The organism is Rosettibacter sp. KY25, assembly GCF_057554405.1.
The window spans coordinates 167,978-187,147 of the sequence record NZ_BAAJAO010000002.1 but is presented as its reverse complement, the minus strand read 5'-3'; the positions used below and the strand labels follow the sequence as shown (position 1 = coordinate 187,147).

Annotated in this window: 20 protein-coding genes; 19 read left to right on the top strand and 1 reads right to left on the bottom strand. The window is 30.3% G+C overall.

All coding sequences use genetic code 11. From position 1 onward, the window contains the following. Positions 1-50: 50 nt before the first annotated feature. A complete protein-coding gene (locus tag AC27L2_RS02255) occupies positions 51-971 on the top strand; it encodes an outer membrane protein assembly factor BamB family protein (RefSeq protein WP_487210032.1) in 921 nt (306 codons plus the stop codon). After that, a complete protein-coding gene (locus AC27L2_RS02250) occupies positions 955-1,542 on the top strand; it encodes a hypothetical protein (protein WP_487210030.1) in 588 nt (195 codons plus the stop codon). Before AC27L2_RS02255 ends, AC27L2_RS02250 begins: the two co-directional genes overlap by 17 nt. Here the strand turns inward: AC27L2_RS02250 and polA are convergent. Then, positions 1,539-4,328, bottom strand: a complete 2,790-nt coding sequence (gene polA / locus AC27L2_RS02245; protein WP_487210029.1) for a DNA polymerase I — start codon at positions 4,326-4,328, stop codon at positions 1,539-1,541. The two genes, AC27L2_RS02250 and polA, sit on opposite strands and share 4 nt — an antisense overlap. 85 nt (positions 4,329-4,413) lie before the next feature. Here polA and AC27L2_RS02240 point away from each other — a divergent pair, with 85 nt between their 5' ends. The 17 genes from AC27L2_RS02240 to trpS all read left to right on the top strand — a co-directional run bounded on the left by AC27L2_RS02240 (position 4,414) and on the right by trpS (position 19,170). Continuing rightward, positions 4,414-5,463 carry an endonuclease/exonuclease/phosphatase family protein gene (locus tag AC27L2_RS02240; protein WP_487210028.1) on the top strand — a complete coding sequence of 350 codons (1,050 nt, stop codon included), beginning with the start codon at positions 4,414-4,416 and terminating at the stop codon, positions 5,461-5,463. Further along, positions 5,460-6,146, top strand: coding sequence for an SDR family oxidoreductase (locus tag AC27L2_RS02235; RefSeq protein WP_487210026.1), 687 nt, complete (start codon positions 5,460-5,462; stop codon positions 6,144-6,146). The genes AC27L2_RS02240 and AC27L2_RS02235 overlap by 4 nt, the downstream gene beginning before the upstream one ends. 118 nt (positions 6,147-6,264) lie before the next feature. Beyond that, positions 6,265-6,960 (top strand): MotA/TolQ/ExbB proton channel family protein, encoded by a 696-nt coding sequence (locus AC27L2_RS02230; protein WP_487210025.1) that lies wholly within the window; start codon positions 6,265-6,267, stop codon positions 6,958-6,960. A gap of 19 nt (positions 6,961-6,979) precedes the next feature. Next, a complete protein-coding gene (locus AC27L2_RS02225) occupies positions 6,980-7,525 on the top strand; it encodes an ExbD/TolR family protein (protein ID WP_487210024.1) in 546 nt (181 codons plus the stop codon). Between the two features lie 15 nt (positions 7,526-7,540). Continuing rightward, entirely contained in the window at positions 7,541-7,954 is a 414-nt protein-coding gene (locus AC27L2_RS02220; RefSeq protein ID WP_487210023.1) for an ExbD/TolR family protein, read from the top strand. 69 nt (positions 7,955-8,023) lie between these two features. Next, positions 8,024-8,476, top strand: a complete 453-nt coding sequence (locus AC27L2_RS02215) for a GatB/YqeY domain-containing protein (RefSeq protein ID WP_487210022.1) — start codon at positions 8,024-8,026, stop codon at positions 8,474-8,476. Next, positions 8,473-9,024, top strand: coding sequence for a CvpA family protein (locus AC27L2_RS02210; protein WP_487210021.1), 552 nt, complete (start codon positions 8,473-8,475; stop codon positions 9,022-9,024). The genes AC27L2_RS02215 and AC27L2_RS02210 overlap by 4 nt, the downstream gene beginning before the upstream one ends. Next, positions 9,021-11,366, top strand: a complete 2,346-nt coding sequence (locus tag AC27L2_RS02205; protein ID WP_487210020.1) for an endonuclease MutS2 — start codon at positions 9,021-9,023, stop codon at positions 11,364-11,366. The genes AC27L2_RS02210 and AC27L2_RS02205 overlap by 4 nt, the downstream gene beginning before the upstream one ends. 81 nt (positions 11,367-11,447) lie before the next feature. Beyond that, positions 11,448-12,701 (top strand): OmpP1/FadL family transporter, encoded by a 1,254-nt coding sequence (locus AC27L2_RS02200; protein WP_487210019.1) that lies wholly within the window; start codon positions 11,448-11,450, stop codon positions 12,699-12,701. 159 nt (positions 12,702-12,860) lie between these two features. Next, positions 12,861-13,313, top strand: coding sequence for a single-stranded DNA-binding protein (locus AC27L2_RS02195; protein ID WP_487210018.1), 453 nt, complete (start codon positions 12,861-12,863; stop codon positions 13,311-13,313). 34 nt (positions 13,314-13,347) lie between these two features. Then, positions 13,348-14,640 carry a hemolysin family protein gene (locus AC27L2_RS02190; RefSeq protein WP_487210017.1) on the top strand — a complete coding sequence of 431 codons (1,293 nt, stop codon included), beginning with the start codon at positions 13,348-13,350 and terminating at the stop codon, positions 14,638-14,640. Beyond that, positions 14,640-15,017, top strand: coding sequence for a hypothetical protein (locus AC27L2_RS02185; RefSeq protein WP_487210016.1), 378 nt, complete (start codon positions 14,640-14,642; stop codon positions 15,015-15,017). Before AC27L2_RS02190 ends, AC27L2_RS02185 begins: the two co-directional genes overlap by 1 nt. Continuing rightward, positions 14,989-15,903, top strand: coding sequence for an MlaD family protein (locus AC27L2_RS02180; RefSeq protein ID WP_487210015.1), 915 nt, complete (start codon positions 14,989-14,991; stop codon positions 15,901-15,903). The genes AC27L2_RS02185 and AC27L2_RS02180 overlap by 29 nt, the downstream gene beginning before the upstream one ends. A 16-nt stretch (positions 15,904-15,919) precedes the next feature. After that, positions 15,920-16,312 carry a holo-ACP synthase gene (acpS, locus tag AC27L2_RS02175; protein ID WP_487210014.1) on the top strand — a complete coding sequence of 131 codons (393 nt, stop codon included), beginning with the start codon at positions 15,920-15,922 and terminating at the stop codon, positions 16,310-16,312. Positions 16,313-16,398: 86 nt separating this feature from the next. Further along, positions 16,399-17,496 carry a tRNA 2-thiouridine(34) synthase MnmA gene (gene mnmA, locus AC27L2_RS02170; RefSeq protein WP_487210013.1) on the top strand — a complete coding sequence of 366 codons (1,098 nt, stop codon included), beginning with the start codon at positions 16,399-16,401 and terminating at the stop codon, positions 17,494-17,496. A 149-nt stretch (positions 17,497-17,645) separates the two neighbouring features. Then, positions 17,646-18,128 (top strand): HNH endonuclease, encoded by a 483-nt coding sequence (locus tag AC27L2_RS02165; RefSeq protein ID WP_487210012.1) that lies wholly within the window; start codon positions 17,646-17,648, stop codon positions 18,126-18,128. Positions 18,129-18,189: 61 nt separating this feature from the next. Next, positions 18,190-19,170 (top strand): tryptophan--tRNA ligase, encoded by a 981-nt coding sequence (trpS, locus tag AC27L2_RS02160; RefSeq protein ID WP_487210010.1) that lies wholly within the window; start codon positions 18,190-18,192, stop codon positions 19,168-19,170.

The window sequence follows — 19,170 nt, the reverse complement described above, 5'->3', positions numbered from 1 at the left end:
ACGGAAGTCAAGCGAATACTTCAATAATAATTAATAATGATTTTCTTTTTGTGAGTGATTTATCAGGAAGAATTTATGGATTTAATATTAAATCAGGGAAATCAACTGGATACTATAAATTTTCTGGTTCGATTGCTGCTGCACCAATAATTTATAAATTAAGAATTTATTTCGCAGTTAATCTTAAGTCAGAAAATTATTCTTTGTTTGTGATGAAAGATATTAATAATGCTAAAACTTTGAGTGAAACAAAAATTAAAGGCAGCATTAACACCGAGATGCTCAAATTGAATGATGGAATTGTTGTTTTAAGTGATAGAGGAGAGCTGATAAAATTTAATTATGCTGGAATTAAAATCTGGTCTGTTGAAACAAAAACTTCTACTCATTCTATTACGGCATCAGATGGAAATATTGTAATCTTTGGAAATGACAATGGAGAATTATTATTTGTTTCATCAAGTGAAGGCAAAATATTGTTTAGAGAAAAAATTTCTGAATATTGCATTAATGGGATAACTATCGATAATAACAATGCATATTTTTGTGACAGCAGCGGAAAACTTTTTTCATTTAATATTCAGACAAATAAGATTAACTGGATTTTTAACAGCAATGCAAATATAGTATCTATTCCGGTTTTTAATTCCGAAAATATTTTCATTGGCAATCTTTCAGGAAAAATTTTTTCAATTGATAAAAATAATGGTAAACTAAAATGGAGTATTGATACAAGAGGAGTAATTAATTCTACTCCATTGCTTCTTAAAAATTTTTTGATTCAACCTGACTTCAACAAAAAAATTTATTTCATTAATCCAGAAAATGGTGTTATCAAAAAAACTCTAAAATTTGATACAAGAATAAAATTATCACCAGTTTTTTATAATGGATACATTTTTTTTGGTGTAGATAGAGGACAAATTTTTGCTTACAAAACTTTTAGAGAAAATTATGATGAAGCTCATTAAAATCTTTTTAATGCTGTTTTTATCATTTCATTATATAAGTGCGCAGGATTGTAAAAGTTTAGTTACAATTAACACAGACAATTTTGATTCTTACATTTTTATTAATAACAATTTTGCAGGAAGGGGTATAGTAACAACAGAGCTCGATTCAGGTTTATATGAGATTTATATCAAGAAATATTTAAATAAATGGAACGGAAGTGAAGTTATTGATACAATTAAAATTTCTAAATGCAATCAGCATTTCAATTTTACTTTTCATTTGCCAAAGTCAAACAGTTTTCAAACAATTTTGTATGAAAATTCATTTTCTAGTTTAAACAAATTTCAAAAAGAAGAATTATCTGAATCTAATTGGTTGAAAGTATTAATTGGAACTTCTGCAGTACTTGGAGCAACAGCTGCATATTTCAAAATTAATGCAGATAAAAAGTATGACGAATATTTATTAACTGGTGATAAAGAAACATTAAAAAAAGTAAATCGTTTTGATCTTTACAGCGGTGTTGCATTTGGCTTATTGCAAATCAATTTTGGCTATTTGATTTACAAATTTTTGATTGGTAATTAGTGAGCATCAAGCCAGTTATCTCCAATTCCAATATCAACAACAACTGGGAGATTAAGCGGCAATGCGTTTTCCATTAAATCTTTTATTACAAATTTTAATTCATCAACTTCACTTTTATGAGCATCAAAAACTAATTCATCATGAACTTGAAGAATCATTTTTGTTTGAGCTTTTCTTTTCTTAAGTTCTTTGTAGATTTTTATCATGGCTAATTTAATCATATCTGCAGCAGTTCCCTGAATAGGCATGTTGATTGCTACACGCTCTTCGAATTGTCGAACAACTTTATTTTTACTGTTTATGTTTCTTAAGTATCTTCTTCTTCCCATTAAAGTTTCTGCATAACCTTTCTGCTGTGCTTTTTTAATTGAATCTTCCATAAACTTTTTAACATTCTTGAATGAATTAAAATAATTATCAAAAATTTCTTTTGCATGAGCTTGAGAAATTCCCAATCTTGTTTTTAATCCAAAAGGACCTAAGCCGTACAAAATTCCAAAATTGACTTCCTTTGCTTTTCTTCTCATTTCTGGTGTAACATCTTCTGGATTAACTTTGAAAACAAGAGCAGCAGTTCTGCGATGAATATCTTCACCATTCTTAAATGCTTTTATTAATGTTTCATCACCGCAAATACTTGCCATAATTCTTAATTCAATTTGACTGTAATCTGCACTTAGAATAACAAAATTTTTATCCCGCGGAACAAATGCTCTTCTTATTTCTTTACCAAGTTCAGTTCGAATTGGAATATTTTGAAGATTTGGATCATTGCTCGATAATCTTCCAGTTGATGCAGCAGTTTGATTGTATGTAGTATGAATTCTTCCTGTTAGTGGATTGATTAAATCTGGCAGAGCATCGGCATAAGTTGATTTTAATTTTGATACCTGTCGATAATCCATAATTATATCAATTATTGGATGAGTGCCTTTTAACGATTCAAGTGCACGTGCATCTGTTGAAAATCCTGTTTTTGTTTTGCTTGTCTCGGGCAGTTTTAATTTTTCAAACAATATTTTTTGCAATTGTTGAGTTGAATTGATATTAAAAGTTTCACCTGCCAATCTGTAAATTTCATTTGAATAATTATCAAGAAGAATTTGTAAATCTTTGCTAAACTCTTTTAGAATTTTTGTATCAACACGAACACCTGTTCTTTCCATATCTTCAAGCACTGGAACAAGAGGGAATTCAATTTCGTATGCTACTTTTTCCAATCCTTCTTTCTTCAAAATTTTATCGAGAATTTCATATAATCTGAAAGTTATATCAGCATCTTCACATGAGTAATCTGATAATCTTTCTACATCAACTTCAAAAATTTTTTCAGGTGTTTTTTTTGAGCCAATTAATTCTAAAAGAGGAATTGGCTTGTAGTTCAAATATTTTTCAGAAAGTTCATCCATTCCATGTTTTTGGTCAGGGTCAATAACATAACTTGCAAGCATTGTATCGAAATAAAAATTTTCTACTTCAATATTATATTTTCTTAAAACAGCTATATCATATTTCCCATTTTGACAAACTTTTTTGATTTTTTTGTTTTCAAAAATTGGTTTGAAAATTTTTATAAAATCATCAACAGGCAATCTTTCAGATAAATCAGCCGAAAATAAACCATCAGTTTCTCTTTGAGGATTAACTGCAACAAACCATGCTTCTTTTGGTTTTACAGAAAAAGAACATCCCGCCAAATTTGCAGTGAATGTATTCAAAGAATCTGTTTCAGTGTCAAATACGAATAATTCATGTGAAGTTAATTTTTCCGCAAGTTTTTTTGCATCCTCTTTTGTAGTAATTAAATGATATCTTACCTTGCTTTTGTCATATACCTGAATGTTTTCATTCTCAGGAATTTTTTCAATTACCTCTTCAGTTTTAATTTCAGAAGTTTCATCGGAATACATTTTTTTAATTCTCGATGCAAAAGTTTTGAATTCAAGCTCATTAAAAATCTTTAATAATTTCTCTAAATCAGGTTTCTGAAATTTTGCTTCTTCAAAATTTATTTCAAATGGAACTTCTGTATTTATTGTTGCAAGTTCTTTGGATAAAAATGCATTTTCTTTGCTTTCAAGAAGTTTGTTAGCAATGCTTTGTTTTTCAATTTTATCCAGATTTTTATAAATATTTTCAAGTGACTTAAATTTTTGAATTAAAGGCAAAGCGGTTTTTGGGCCAATCCCCGCAACACCAGGAATATCATCGGATGAATCGCCAACAAGTGCTAAATAATCAATCATTTGTTTGGGTTCGAATCCGTATTCTTCGCGAACTTTATCTTCATCAATAATTATAATTTCATCCGTAGTTTTACCAGGTTTAACTAATTTTACATTTTCAGAAACAAGCTGAATAAAATCTTTATCAGGTGTAATCGCATAACAGATGAATCCTGATTTAGAAGCTTTTTTTACAGCTGTCCCAATCAAATCGTCTGCTTCATATCCTGGAAGAATATAAATTGGAATTTTAAATGCCTCAATAATTTCTTTAATTCTGCTAATTTGTTGAATCATATCTTCTGGCATTTCTTCGCGTGATGATTTGTAGTTTTCATATTTCTCATGTCTGAATGTTTTTTCTTTTGAATCAAATGCTACTGCAATGTAATCTGGTTTTGTGTCTTCAATAATTTTTAATAACTGGCTTACAAATCCATAGACTGCAGAAGTTGGTTCACCTTTGGAAGTCATTAATGGTCTCGATATAAAAGCATAATAGCCCTTGTAAGCAAGAGCCATAGCATCAATTATTACAAATTTCTTTTTGTTCTCTTTCATATTATTTCTTTATATCACTTAATTATTTTTTTATATTCTCTATGGAAAATAAAAATTAGAACAATTAATAACCATACAATAGACTATGAAAAAAATTATTAATCTATATGTTATTTTAACTTTGCTGCTGCCTTTGACAATTAGTTGTCAGAGCAATCAACACACTGATACTATTTTCATTGCAGCATGGAATGTAGAAAATTTGTTTGATACAGAAGATGACCCATTAAAAAATGATTCAGAATTTCTTCCTACAAGCAAAAAGCAATGGACTGAGGATAGACTTGAACAAAAAATTACAAATCTTGTCAGAGTTATTAATTATATGAATGATGGCTGCGGACCCGATATACTCGCACTTGAAGAAGTTGAAAACATTAATGTTGTAAAAAAGTTACTTTATAAACTTCAATATCGAGATTATGTAACAGTTTATCGAGAATCACCTGATGAACGGGGAATTGATGTTACATTAATATATGACAGAGATATTTTCAATATTATTTCTGTTGATACATTAAAAGTAAATTTGCCAACCGGTGCAAAAACAAGATATATATTGCACGTTACATTGAATCATAAATTAAGCAATACAATTCTGCAAATTTTTGTTAATCATTGGCCCTCAAGATTGGGGGGACAAGTAAAATCCGAGCCAAACAGAATAGCTGCAGCAAAAGTATTGAGAAGAAAAGTTGATTCATTATTCTCAATAAATGATAAAGAACAAATTATCATTCTTGGCGATTTTAATGATGAGCCGGATAATATTTCTCTAAATGAAATTCTTAATGCGAAAGAATTTGATTGTGAAAAAGAGAATCCCCGACCGAAAGAATTAATCAATCTTTCTTACAAAAAATTTCTGAATGGAAGAGGAACTTATCTTTATGGAAGTGACTGGAATATGCTCGACCAGATTATTGTTTCATCTTCAATGTTTGATAAAACTAAACTTGATTATATTTGTGATAGTTTTGAAATAATTCAACCTTCATTTATGGTTTCAAAAACAGGTGAAAAAATTGGGGCTCCAATTCCAACTTATTCAGGCAACAGATACATTGGAGGATTTAGTGACCATTATCCAGTTGGTGCAAAATTTAAGTTCATAAAAGAAAGGAAAGAAAAATGAATAAAATATTTTTATTGTTTGGTTCTTCAGGACATCTTGGAAGTACTGCTGTTGAATATTTTTTAAATCAAGATTATGATAAATATTATTTCTTTACAAGAAAACAATTAGAAAAAAAATTTGAATCAAAAAATGTAGAAGTTGTTTATATCAATGATTTAACTGATGAACAAAATGTTCAAAATGCTTTTGAAAAAGTAAAAACAGATGATGATTCATTATTATTTTTATTTAGTACAATTGGAACATTCTGGGGAGGGAAAAGCATTTCTGATACTCCTTATGAAGAATGGAAAAAGTTATTAAATATAAATCTGAACTCGTCATTTCTTATTGCAAAATATTTTATGAAATTAGTTGAAAGAAGCAAAGGAGGTTCAATTTGTTTTACAGGAGCTTATTCAAGTTTTGTAAATGAACCTAATATTGCAGCATATGGTCTATCAAAGAATGCATTAAATTATTTAGTAAAAAGTTTAGCAGTTGAAGGCAAGTCAATTAATATGAGTGCAAATGCTGTTGCACCATACATCATTGACACACCAGAAAATAGAGAGTGGATGAAAGATAAAGCAAAGTTAATCCCGCAAGAAAAAATTTGTAAGATAGTCCAAAAAATTTTTGATGAGTGGAAAATTTTTAATGGAAATATAATTCCACTTTTTGAATTGATAGAAAATTGATTAATTTTGTTTTGTCAATAAAATAATTTATTGACTTTTTTGGCTCATTTATTTAATGTTAGCCACACAATTTTTGAAAATTATTTTTATTAATTAACACAATTGGAGGTTTTCCTATATGGAACTAACACATATCTCAGGATTCATGATGACAATTTTAGCCCAGGTCCAAGAACCAAGCTTAGTAGGATATTTACAGCAAAAATTCATAGAAGGCGGATTCTTTATGTGGCCCATTCTTGGCTGCTTAGTTATTGGATTAGGCTTTGCAATTGAACGTCTCTGGACTTTATCAAGAGCAACAATCAATACAAAGAAATTTATTGTTCAGGTTAAGGATGCATTAAAAAATGGTGGAGTTGAAGAAGCAATAAAATTATGTGAAAATACAAGAGGCTCAATTGCTTCAGTATTCCATGCTGGTTTATTAAGAGCTGATGAAGGACTTGATGCAGCAGAAAAAGCTATTATGGCTTATGGTGCTATTGAAATGGGTTTCCTCGAAAAAGGTTTAATCTGGATTTCTACATTTATCGCACTTGCACCTATGCTTGGTTTTACCGGAACCGTTCAAGGTATGATTCAAGCATTTGATGCTATTAAAGAAGCTGCTCAAATTTCACCTAGTATCGTTGCAGGCGGTATCTCTGTTGCTTTGTTAACTACTTTGTTTGGTCTTGTTGTTGCTATGATTTTGCAAGTATTTTATAACTATTTTGTTTCCCGTATCGACAAATTAGTAGCTGATATGGAAGAAAGCTCAATTGAATTGATTGATGCTCTCTATGAATTGAAAACTAAAAAACAAGTTTAATTAATTTGAGAACTCTAAAATGGTTAAGCTAAAGAAAAGAAAACTTCCAGAAGCAGAAATTCCTACAAGTTCTATGGCAGATATATCATTCTTGCTTCTGCTCTTCTTCTTGGTTTCCACAGTAATTGATGTTGACACAGGTATTGGACTTGTTTTACCAGAATATATTCCGCCAGGAGAACAAGAGTTGGTACCAATTTCTAAAGATAGACTTGCAGCTGTTTTGATTAATGAAAATGGTGATGTTCTCCTTAACAATGAAATTATTGCAATACCTCAAATATCAAAAGTATTGAAACCAAGAATCGAAAGTAAGATTGATTTACCTGCAAATAAAAAACTTGTAGTTTCTATAAAAACTGATAGAAAGACAAATTACAATTTGTATATTCAAGCGTTAGACCAGATAAAAGATGCATATTTTCAAGTGCGTGAAGAATATGCCCGCTCAAGATTTGGCAAACGCTTAATTGATATTGATGATAGAAGTGAAGAAATGAAAGAAATTAAAGAAAAGATACCTATTACAATCAGTATTGCAGAACCAGAAACTGTAAAAAAATAATTTTGAGGTTGATAGATGAAATTTCAGAAAAAGAGAGCTTCGGTTAAGCAGCAGATTCCAACTGCATCTCTGCCAGATATTGTGTTCATGCTGCTTTTGTTCTTTATGGTTACAACAACATTACGCGAAGTTGATGTGCTTGTAAAATTCAGATTACCTGAAGCAAAGGCAATTGAAAAAATTGAAAACAAAAGATTAATTTCTTACATCTGGGTAGGATATGATGGCAGAATTCAATTAAACGATAGTATTGTTAAACTCGAAGATATTCAAAAAATTATGTATGCAAAAAGATTAGCATTGCCTAATGTGATTGTATCTTTAAGAATTGATAAGAATTCTGAAATGGGAATAGTTACTGATATTCAACAGGAACTCAGAAAAGCATCATGTCTGCGAATAAACTATTCAGCTATGCTGAAAATATAAAAATAGATTTCTAAAAAATAAGAGGCAGGTTATTCTCAAAAATGGCCTGCCTTTTTTTTTGAGGTGCATATGAACTTAAGAGATAAAATTAATAACGACTTGAAAGAAGCAATGAAAGCTGGCGATAAAGTTCGGCTTGAAACAATTAGGTCAATTCGAGCATTAATACTTGAATTCGAAAAAAGCGGTTCTGGCAAAGAATTAACTCCTGAAGAAGAAATTCGTATTCTTACTGCTGCAGCAAAAAAAAGAAAGGAAGCTATTGAACAATATCGAAATGCTAATCGACCTGAACTTGCTGAAAAAGAAGAAAATGAACTCAAGATTATTGAAGAATATCTTCCTAAACAATTAACAAATGAAGAAATACTAGAAGAAATTAAAAAAATTGCGGCAGAGATTAATGCTAAAGACAAAAATGATTTCCCGCGTTTAATGCCGCTTGCTGCCAAAACCTTAAAAGGCAGAGCAGATGGTAAAGTAATAAAAGAAATTGTAGAAAAATTTCTGAGCATGAATTGAATTACATAGATTATTTAATAATTGCAATTGCAGTAATTGGATTCATTCTTGGTTTTAAAGATGGTTTGGTAAGAAAAATTATTGGACTCATTGGAATTGTTGCTGCATTCTTTTTAGCGTTTGAGTATTCACAAACAATTGGTAAATATCTAAATCCTTTCTTTAATAATGATGAATATCTATCAAATGTTATCTCTGGCATTCTTATTTTTTTAATTGTCATTTTGATTGCCTCAATTTTAAAACGAATTATTCATCCAGTTGATAAATTGAATAAATTTTTGAATCAGCTAATTGGCGGAATTATAGGAACAGTTCAAATATTTTTTTTCTTAAGCGGAATTTTTTTGCTGCTTGATATTCTTGGCTTCCCAAATGAAAAAACTAAAAAAGATTCTTTAATGTATTCATATGTTGCTGATATAATTCCCAAATCGATTGACCTGATAATCGGACATCAATCAAAAGCAGCAGATTTAATTAAAAATTTTATCGAGAATAAAGATACAATAAAAACTCCACCCATAGATTCTGTTATAACAAAATGATAAGATTTGATACATTAGAAAAATTAGAATTCTCTAAAATATTATCCCACATTTCTAAATACTGTGTAACAGAAAAAGGAAAGCAAAAAATCCTTTCGCTCAAACCTTTTGATTCATTAAGTCAAGTAATTGAAGAAGGCAGAAAAGTAAATTATGCAAAAGAAATTATAATCAAGAATGATATTCCGCCTATCGATTACTTGCCTGATTTAACAGAAACATTATATCGGAGCAGGATTGAAGGTGTAATTCTAAGTTCAAAGCAAATTTTGGATGTATTGAAGCTTGCGGAAATATCCCGCAAGTTATATCAATTTTTGAAGCCTAAAGAAAATGAACATAATGAATTATTAGAACTTCGAAACTTTTTGTTTGTAGATAAAGTCTTTGAACATCAGATAAGCAAAGTATTTACAGAAAGCGGTGAAATAAGAGATGATGCAAGCAATGAATTAAAATCAATTAGAAATGAAATTAAAGAAAAAGAGTTTTCGCTTCAGAAGCTGGTTAATAAACTTCTAAAGCAGTTAAGTGAATCTTATCTTGTTCAGGAAGAATACATAACACAAAGAGATGGAAGAATTGTACTTCCTGTAAAAGCAGAACACAAACGTCATGTTCGCGGTTTTATTCATTCAGAATCATCTACAGGACAAACAGTTTACATAGAACCTGAAGAAACTCTTGAATTAAATAACGAAATTCTTTCATTAAAGTTTGCCGAAAAAAGAGAAGTTGAAAAGATTTTAAAAACATTAACCGTAAGAATTGGAAATCAAAGCAATGAGTTGTTAAAAACACTTGATACAATTGCAGAACTTGATTCAATTTTTGCTCGCGCAAAATATTCGATTGAAATAATTGGTTCATTTCCATCTTATGATGAATCAAAACCTTTTCAAATAATTGATGGAAGGCATCCCTTATTGATAAGAAAGATAGGAATTAATAATACAGTTCCGCTTAACATAAAAATTGATAAAGAAAAAGTAATTGTAATAACCGGACCGAATGCTGGTGGTAAAACAGTAGCACTTAAAACAATGGGAATCCTTGTATTAATGGCTCAATCTGGAATTCCTATTCCTGCAAATCCAGATTCAAACTTTAATTATTTTGAAAAAGTTCTTGTTGATATCGGAGATGCACAATCAATTGAAGATGATTTAAGTACATTTAGTTCACATCTGAAAAATATAAAAAACATAATTGAAGAAGCTTCTGATAAAACACTTGTCTTAATAGATGAAATTGGAACAGGTACTGACCCAACAGAAGGAGCTGCAATTGCTTCTGGCATTTTAATAACATTGAGAGATAAGGGTGCTGTAGTGCTTGCGACTACACATCATGGTTCTCTTAAGATAATAGCAAATCAACTTGAAGGTTTTCAAAATGCTTCAATGGAATTTGATACAATTGAATTAAAACCTACTTACATTTTCAATCAGGGAATGCCTGGTTCAAGTTATGCTTTTGAAGTTGCCCATAGAATTGGATTTGATGATAAATTTATAAATCGTGCTAAAGAATTTTTAGAAACAGATAAAATTAAAATCGAGGAATTTCTTATCAGTCTTGAAAAAAAATCTAAAGCACTTAGAGAACAGCTTCATAAACTTGAATTGGAAAATCTAAGACTTAAAAGTTTATCTAATCTCTATCAGGAAAAAATTGATAAGCTTGAAAAACAAAAAAAGGAAATTCTTTCAGATACAAAAAGAAAAGCAGATGAAATTCTTGAGACGATTAATAAAAAGCTTGAGAATGCAATTAAGAATATTAAAGAATCAAATGCAGCTCGTGATGTAGTGAGAAAGGAAAAGCAGGAAATTGAGAACACTAAAAAAGAAATAAAGAAAATGTTTTTGCATCAAGTAAAAGAAGAAAGCCAGTATGAACTAAAAGTTGGAGATTATGCCTCGATTAAAGGAACAACTTCTGTTGGAATAATTGAAGAATTGGATAAGGAAAAAAATAGAGCATTATTAACAATTGGTTCTATAAAAATAAAAGCAAAATATTCGGAATTAATACCAGCAAAAAAATCAGAAGTTGAAGAATATTATCCTAAAAAATTTGATATAACCACTGATAATCTTAATTATAGATTGGATATACGAGGCAAACGAGCAGATGAAGCTGAACTTGAAATTATAAAATTTCTTGACAATGCAAATATGCAAGGTCTGGATAAAGTTGAAATTTTACATGGCAAAGGAACTGGTGCATTAAAACAACTTGTTAAAAATATTCTTACAAATTATAAAGGTGTAAAAAATTTTTATTATGCTAATATTGAATATGGTGGAGATGGAATTACAATTGTTGAATTTCAATAAATTAGAAAATAATTCTTTTTGCTTTTATAAAACAAATAACTATATTTTCATTGAATTCTTAACAAACATAGAGGAGGTTGTGTGAAAAAAGTATTACCAATTTTATTACTAACAATATCCTTGACTGCCAGTATTTTTGCTGGTGGGTTTCAACTTAATGAGCACGGTGCTCGTGCAATGGCAATGGGCGGAGCTTTTACTGGTCTTGCTAATGACCCTTCTGCCATTTACTTCAATCCTGCTGGTTTAACTCAATTAAAAGGAACGCAATTTTATTTGGGTTCTACTTTAATTGCTCCATTAAGTTCTTATAAAGTCCCTGGAGCTACTAAATTAGAGTATGAACAAAAAACTCAAGTTTTTACACCAATTAATTTTTATGTAACTCAGGAAATTACAGATAAGCTTTATGCAGGTATTGGAGTTAATAATCCTTATGGATTAGGAACTACCTGGCCATCAACATGGGTAGGTAAATATTTAGCAGTTGATACACAGCTTAAATCGTTCTTTGTAACTCCTGTTGTTGCTTATCAATTATTAGATAATTTATCATTAAGCGTAGGGGGTACATTTGCATGGACAGATGTTAAGATTAAAAGAAAATCTCCTTCACCAGTTGGAGGCGATTTTACATTAACATTAGAAGGGGATGGAACAGCTTTTGGGTTCACAGCTGGGATTTTATATAAACCATTATCAAGATTATCAGTTGGATTGAGTTACAGAAGTGAAGTAAGTTTTGATCTCAAAGGAACTGCAACAAGCGAGCCTGCTACTTTTAAACATCCTCAGCTTGGAGATTTACCTTTCCCGAACGGCAACATTACTGCTCCTTTAACTACACCACAAAATGCTACTTTAGGAATCGCATATAAAGCTTCAGATAATGTAATGTTAACTGCTGATTTTCAGTATGTCGGATGGTCAAGTTATGATAAATTAGAAGTAACATTTGAAAACTATGACCTTGATTTAAATCCTCTCAATGGTAAACAAAATGTCTCTTCAGTTGAAAGAAATTATGAGAATACATTTATTGTAAGAACTGGTTTCGAATATGATGTAACTTCTGCTTTTAAGTTAAGAGGCGGAATTTTTTATGACAGAAATCCAGTTAAAACAGAATACGTTGAACCAACTTTACCAGATGCAGATAGAATTGGATTAAACATTGGTTATGGTGCTAAATTAACAGAAAATCTACGTTTAGATATTTCATATTTATTGCTCTTATTCTCCGATAGAAAAGTATCAAATTCAAAGTTTGGATTTAATGGAACTTATTCAAATACAGCTCATCTATTTGGGGTTAACTTAGCATATTCATTATAATTACTGATTTTAATTAAAACTCTGTATCTCTGATACATTGGAGATACAGAGTTTTTCTATTTATTTCATAAAAGAAAAAGATTCAACTTAATTTTTGGTAATTTCATTTAATAATAATAAATTTATAAAGCAAAGTATAACAAATTAAAGGTGAGTAAATTGGCTTTCTCACTAAATAAAGTAATGTTAATTGGTAATTTAGGGGCTGATGCCGAGACAAGATTTACTACAAATAATGTGGCAATTACAACTTTTCCTCTTGCAACATCAAGAAGCTACAAAAATCAAAATAATGAATGGGTAAATGAAACAACTTGGCATAATATAGTTTGTTTTAATCTCTCAGATTTTTATAAACAAGCACTTAAAAAAGGAAAAAAATTTTACGTTGAAGGAAGAATAAGTAAAAGAGAATATTCTGTAAAAGATGAAAAGAGATATTTTACAGAAATTGTTGCCGAACAATTAATTCCTCTTGATGCCAAAGAGCAGATTGAACCGAATTCTGAAAATGCATCAAGTAAAACTGATGTAAGCACTGAGGATGAGGCAAATATTCCACCTGATTTTGATTTGGCTTCATCTTCTCAAGATGATGATTTACCATTTTAATTAGTATGTTGAATAAGTTAGGATTATAATTTAATTGGATTTTGATTGGATAATACGCATTATCATTTTGATTATATGCTTGATTTTATCTGCATTCTTTTCTGGTTCTGAAGTTGCACTTTTTTCAATCGATAAAAAAATAGTGCAGGAAATCAGAAAAGAGCACAGTTTAATTGGAGGGTACATTAACTTATTGATTGAAAACCCAAGAAGACTTCTCGTTACAATTTTATTAGGAAACACAATAGTCAATATAGCTGCATCGATTACTGCGGTATTAATTGCACTTGATATAGCTAAAATTTATCATATTCCAAAAGAATTAGCTTTAAGTGTTCAAATTATTTTGCTTACTATTATTATTCTTTTAATAGGCGAGATAACACCAAAACTATGGGCAAATAAATATCCTGTTCAGTTTGCAAAAATTGTTTCAATTCCACTTTACTGGATTAGTGTAATATTTTTTCCGATAGCAAAAATTTTGACAGATGTTTTAAGAATAAGCACATCAAAGCTGAAGGCAAATAAATTAAAAACTGCTTTACACAGCACAGAAATAAGTGAACTTGCCGATTTAAGTTTGGAAAAAGGGACAATAGAACAAGATGAACAGGAACTAATTCAAGGGATTGTTTCTTTTAGAAGTGTCACGGTAAGAGAAATTATGACTCCTCGTGTTGATATTGTTGCTGTTCCTTTAAATGCTACTTTTGAAGAATTGATGAGAATCATTACAGAATCAGGGCACAGCAGAATACCACTTTATGGGAAAAGTCTGGATGACATTCAGGGAATAATTTATGCAAAAGACTTACTTCCTTATTTGAAAAATCCAGAACTGCGAAAAACATTATCTCTTAAAAAAATTGCAAGAGAAGCTCTTTTTGTTCCGGAAACAAAACATATAAATGATTTACTTCATGATTTTCAGGAAAAAAAGCTCCATTTGGGTATTGTGGTTGATGAATATGGCGGAACAGCTGGTTTAATTTCTCTTGAAGACATTCTTGAAGAAATTGTTGGCGATATTCGTGATGAATATGACAAAGAAGAATCACAAATTATTAAACTATCTGAAAATGAATACATAGTCAGTGGAAAATTATCTATTGATGAACTAAATGAATTACTAGGATTTGATTTCTCATCTGAAAATAAAGATTATGATACTGTTGGCGGATTTATTTTAAATCAGGCAGGCATTATACCATCTCAGGGTTTTCATTTTACTTTTAATAACTATAAATTTACCGTCAAAGAAATTTCAAATAAAAGAATAAGAAAAGTTCTTATTGAAAAACTTTCACAGCAAGACGATACTTAATGAAAAAAGGTTGCTTTTTAACAATAGTTATTTTACTAACAATATTAATCAGCAGCGGAATTTATCTTTATAAAAAATATGGTTACAAATTGGAAGACTATGGCAAAGAAAAAATTATGGATATTACATTAAATAAATTGAATGAGAAGCTTAATAAAATGGATAAGAGCATTTATAATGATTCCTTAAAATCATTTATTGAAGCAAAAACAGTAGACTTAAAAAAGCAAAACTTTGAAACTGCCATTAATAGATTTCAATCAATGATTGACTATGTAAAAATTATCATTGAAGATGGAAAAGTAGATTCAATTGAATTTAATAATTTGAAAAAACTCACTTTGGAAAATGAAAGATCAAAGAAAAACAGAAATTAAAGTCGGCATCACAGTATTTATCGGCATAATTGTTTTGCTCTGGATTTACGGCTGGGCAAAAAATATTACAATGAATTCAGACAGGGAAAAATTGACAGTCGAATTTAATTCTGTTGCAGGACTTGAAATTGGTGACCCTGTTACAGTAAATGGAGTAAGAAAAGGATATGTTGATGATATAAAAATATCCAGTTCAAAAGTTGAAGTGTTATTAAATCTTGATTCAGATATTGAGCTCAAAGAAGATGCAAAATTTTATGTGATGATGCTCGATTTAATGGGCGGTAAAAAAATTGAAATTAATCCCGGCTTTTCGAATAATTTACTTAATTATAATCTTCCTCATAAAGGTGAGTTTCTTGGTGATATTTCAACTGCAATGGCAGTATTAGGCACAGTTGAAAGCGACCTTGTTGATGTAGTAAGAGAAATTAAATTTTCTTTATCTCACATAAATAAGACTTTGGCGGATTCACAATTCAACAACGAACTAAAAAATTCTTTGTCGAATTTGAATAACTTGACTAACAATCTAAATACTTTGATATTGAACAATAAAGATAAAATTGCTGATTTATTGAATGAAGGCACAGAACTTACAAAGTCAGTAAATAATTTCATGACCACAAACAGAGATTCATTAAAAGTTACGATTAGTTTATTAAAACAAACACTCGAGAATTCAGAAAAATTAATTTCGAGCGTAAATGAATTTATTGATAAAACAAATAAATCTGAAAATAATTTAGGCAAAGCCCTTAACGATAAAGAAATGATAGAAGACCTGAAATTGTCTATCAAACAACTCAAAGATTTAACATTACTTTTATTGGAACAACTTAAATCAAGCGGAATAAAAGTCGATGCAAAAATTGATTTGTTTTAATTAAACACAATGTTATATGATATTAGGTCTTGGGATTGACATAATCGAAATCGAAAGAATAAAAAAAAGTGTTGACAATTATGGTGAAAAATTCTTGAACAGAATTTATACCAAAACCGAATTGGAATATTCATTAAATAAAAAAAATAAATATCAGCATCTGGCTGCACGCTTTGCTGCAAAGGAAGCAATCATAAAAGCTATTTCACCATTTAATAAAACATTCAGCTGGAAGGATATTGAAATTAATAATCAATTGAGTGGAATGCCCACTGTTAAATTTCATGGAAGGTTAAAAGATTTTCTGGGAGAAGATAAACTTTTGCATGTATCTATGAGCCATTCAGATAATTATGTAACCTGTGTGGCTGTATTATCTCAAAAATCTTTTTCTAAAGACAATTCTTGATTCCTCAAAAAATCTCTTACAGATTTTATTTCTAAACTTATTTTATATTTTTGTTGTTAAACAAAAAAAATTAGAAAGGATTTGTTGTGAACGAGAAAAGAGTAATAGTAGCTATGAGTGGTGGTGTAGATTCATCTGTTGCGGCTGCTCTGCTTAAAAAGCAGGGTTATGATGTAATTGGAATAACAATGAAAACATGGGGCTTTATGGAAGTTGGCGGTGCACCCAAATTTGAATCTGGCTGCTGCTCGCTTGATGCAATTTTTGATGCTAAAAATGTTGCAGATGTTCTTGGTATTCCTCATTACACTGTTGATTTTACAAAAGCATTCGAAAAAACTGTAATAGATAATTTTGTGGAAGAATATCTTTCTGGCAGAACTCCAAACCCATGCGTGGTATGCAATAGAAAAATTAAATGGGAAGAATTGCTCAAGAAAGCAGACTCACTTGATGCAAAATATGTTGCTACTGGTCATTATGCTATCATCGAATATAATGAAATTGAAAACAGATTTACATTAAAGCATTCTGAAGATAATCCTAAAGACCAAACCTATGCACTTTGGGGATTAACTCAAGAAAGTTTAAGCAGAACAATTTTTCCACTTGGAAATTTGAAAAAAACTGAAGTGAGAAAATTAGCAGAAGAATTTGGATTAAAAACAGCCGCAAAGCCGGATAGTCAAGAAATTTGTTTTGTTGCAGATAATAATTATGAAAGATTTTTAAGAGAAAGAATTCCTGATGTTATTAATAAAATTGAAGAAGGAGATATTATTTATCACGGAAAAGTTATTGGAAAACATAAAGGAATTCCATTTTATACCGTTGGTCAAAGAAGAGGATTAGGAATTTCTGTTGGAAAACCTGTTTATGTCAAAAAAGTTGACAGTAGTTTGAACATTATTGAAATTGGTGATAAAGAAGAATTGCTCGAAAAAGATGTTACAGCTATGGATGTTAATTATGTAAGCAGAGCAGAACTTAAAAAAGGAGAAATCGTTTTTGGTAAAATTCGATACTCTGATAAAGCAACCGCAGCCGAAGTAATTTATTCTGACCAGAATAAAATTCATGTTAGATTTATTGAACCAAAAAATGCAGTAACACCCGGCCAATCATTGGTTCTTTATGATGAAAAAGGTTATCTGCTTGCTGGCGGTATAATTTTTAGGAACTAAGTTTTGCTCTTTCATTATTTAATTGAGTTTACGATATTTGTAAAGTAAAGAGAAAGGAAATTTTATTAATCCATTAAAAAACATAAAATCGGAGGCAGGTCTTCGAACGGAAATTCAGCTCAAACGGTTCACTCAATGCAAGAGTTTTATTGCTCAACCAGAGTTACGAGCCTTTAACTATATGCAATGTTAAAAAGGCTATTGTATTAATTCTTTTAGGCAAAGCCGAATTAGTAGCAGATAACGAACGTAAAAAAATTCATACAGTTTCAAAAACATTTCCTTGGCCCAGTGTTATCAGATTAAATGACTTCGTAAAAGTTCCTTATAAAAAAATTATTCTAACTCGAAGAAATATTTTAAAAAGAGATGGGCACAAATGTGCTTATTGCGGCAGAGGAGATTTGCCACTAACAATTGACCATGTAATTCCAAAATCTAAAGGCGGTGATGACAGTTGGGAAAATCTTGTAGCTGCATGTCTTCCTTGCAATAATAAAAAAGGAGACAGAACCCCTGAAGAAGCAGGTATGAAACTTCGTATTAAACCTTATGCCCCTAATCATATTATGTTTATTAAATCTGCAGTCGGCAGAATGGAAGAATCCTGGAAACCTTACCTTTTTCAATAAGCATAAGTAACTTTTTTTTCATTATTTTTGTAACCACATTAATTAATTATTCCAATAATCTATGGCAAAAAAGAGAATTTTAAGCGGAATGAGACCTACAGGCAAACTTCATCTTGGACATTATGTAGGTGCTCTTGAAAATTGGGTCAAACTGCAGGATGAATATGACAGCTACCATTTAATTGCTGATTATCATGTTCTTACTACAGATTTATCAACTGATAATATTTATGAAAATACAATTCAAATGCTGATTGACTGGTTAGCATGCGGATTGGACCCAAATAAAAGTCCACTTTTCCGGCAATCTCAAATTAAAGAACATGCAGAATTGTTTCTTATCTTTTCAATGTTAATAACAAAAGCAAGACTTGAAAGAAATCCAACTCTAAAAGAGCAAGTTCGAGATTTGAATATTGAAAATGTAGTTTATGGTCATTTAGGTTATCCTGTTCTTCAAGCTGCTGATATTTTGTTGTATAAAGGCGAGGCTGTGCCAGTTGGTGAAGATCAGGTGCCTCATATAGAAATTACAAGAGAAATAGCTCGGCGTTTTAATAATCAATATGGAGAAGTTTTTCCTGAACCTGAAGCTTTGCTTACAAATTTTGCAAGACTTCCTGGGCTCGATGGAAATGCTAAAATGAGTAAGTCACTCGGAAATACAATTTTGCTTTCTGATGAACCTGAGATTGTTAATCAAAAATTAAGAAAGGCAGTTACCGACCCATTAAAAGTTAGAAAAAATGATCCGGGCAGACCAGAAATTTGTCTTGTATTTACTTATCATAAAAAATTTAATCCAGAAGAAACTGATGAAATAGAAAAAAATTGTCGCAGTGGTGTTCTTGGTTGCGTAGAATGTAAATCAAAATGTGCTGCAAAGATAAATTCATTTTTAGAACCTATAATTGAAAAAAGAAAATTTTATGAAAATAATATTGAACAGGTGAAAGAAATTTTAATTGAAGGAGAAAGAAAAGCTAAAGTGACTGCTTCAACTACAATGGAAGAAGTTCGTTCAAAAATGAAATTGGGTTAA

What these genes read in the sequence shown, in the direction of transcription:
- AC27L2_RS02215 (WP_487210022.1), top strand. Translation starts at nt 8,024, where the DNA reads ATGAACTTAAGAGATAAAATTAATAACGACTTGAAAGAAGCAATGAAA.
- trpS (WP_487210010.1), top strand. Translation starts at nt 18,190, where the DNA reads ATGGCAAAAAAGAGAATTTTAAGCGGAATGAGACCTACAGGCAAACTT.
- AC27L2_RS02205 (WP_487210020.1), top strand. Translation starts at nt 9,021, where the DNA reads ATGATAAGATTTGATACATTAGAAAAATTAGAATTCTCTAAAATATTA.
- AC27L2_RS02180 (WP_487210015.1), top strand. Translation starts at nt 14,989, where the DNA reads ATGAAAGATCAAAGAAAAACAGAAATTAAAGTCGGCATCACAGTATTT.
- AC27L2_RS02185 (WP_487210016.1), top strand. Translation starts at nt 14,640, where the DNA reads ATGAAAAAAGGTTGCTTTTTAACAATAGTTATTTTACTAACAATATTA.
- AC27L2_RS02240 (WP_487210028.1), top strand. Translation starts at nt 4,414, where the DNA reads ATGAAAAAAATTATTAATCTATATGTTATTTTAACTTTGCTGCTGCCT.
- AC27L2_RS02225 (WP_487210024.1), top strand. Translation starts at nt 6,980, where the DNA reads ATGGTTAAGCTAAAGAAAAGAAAACTTCCAGAAGCAGAAATTCCTACA.
- polA (WP_487210029.1), bottom strand. Translation starts at nt 4,328, where the DNA reads ATGAAAGAGAACAAAAAGAAATTTGTAATAATTGATGCTATGGCTCTT.
- AC27L2_RS02250 (WP_487210030.1), top strand. Translation starts at nt 955, where the DNA reads ATGATGAAGCTCATTAAAATCTTTTTAATGCTGTTTTTATCATTTCAT.
- AC27L2_RS02220 (WP_487210023.1), top strand. Translation starts at nt 7,541, where the DNA reads ATGAAATTTCAGAAAAAGAGAGCTTCGGTTAAGCAGCAGATTCCAACT.
- AC27L2_RS02235 (WP_487210026.1), top strand. Translation starts at nt 5,460, where the DNA reads ATGAATAAAATATTTTTATTGTTTGGTTCTTCAGGACATCTTGGAAGT.
- AC27L2_RS02230 (WP_487210025.1), top strand. Translation starts at nt 6,265, where the DNA reads ATGGAACTAACACATATCTCAGGATTCATGATGACAATTTTAGCCCAG.
- acpS (WP_487210014.1), top strand. Translation starts at nt 15,920, where the DNA reads ATGATATTAGGTCTTGGGATTGACATAATCGAAATCGAAAGAATAAAA.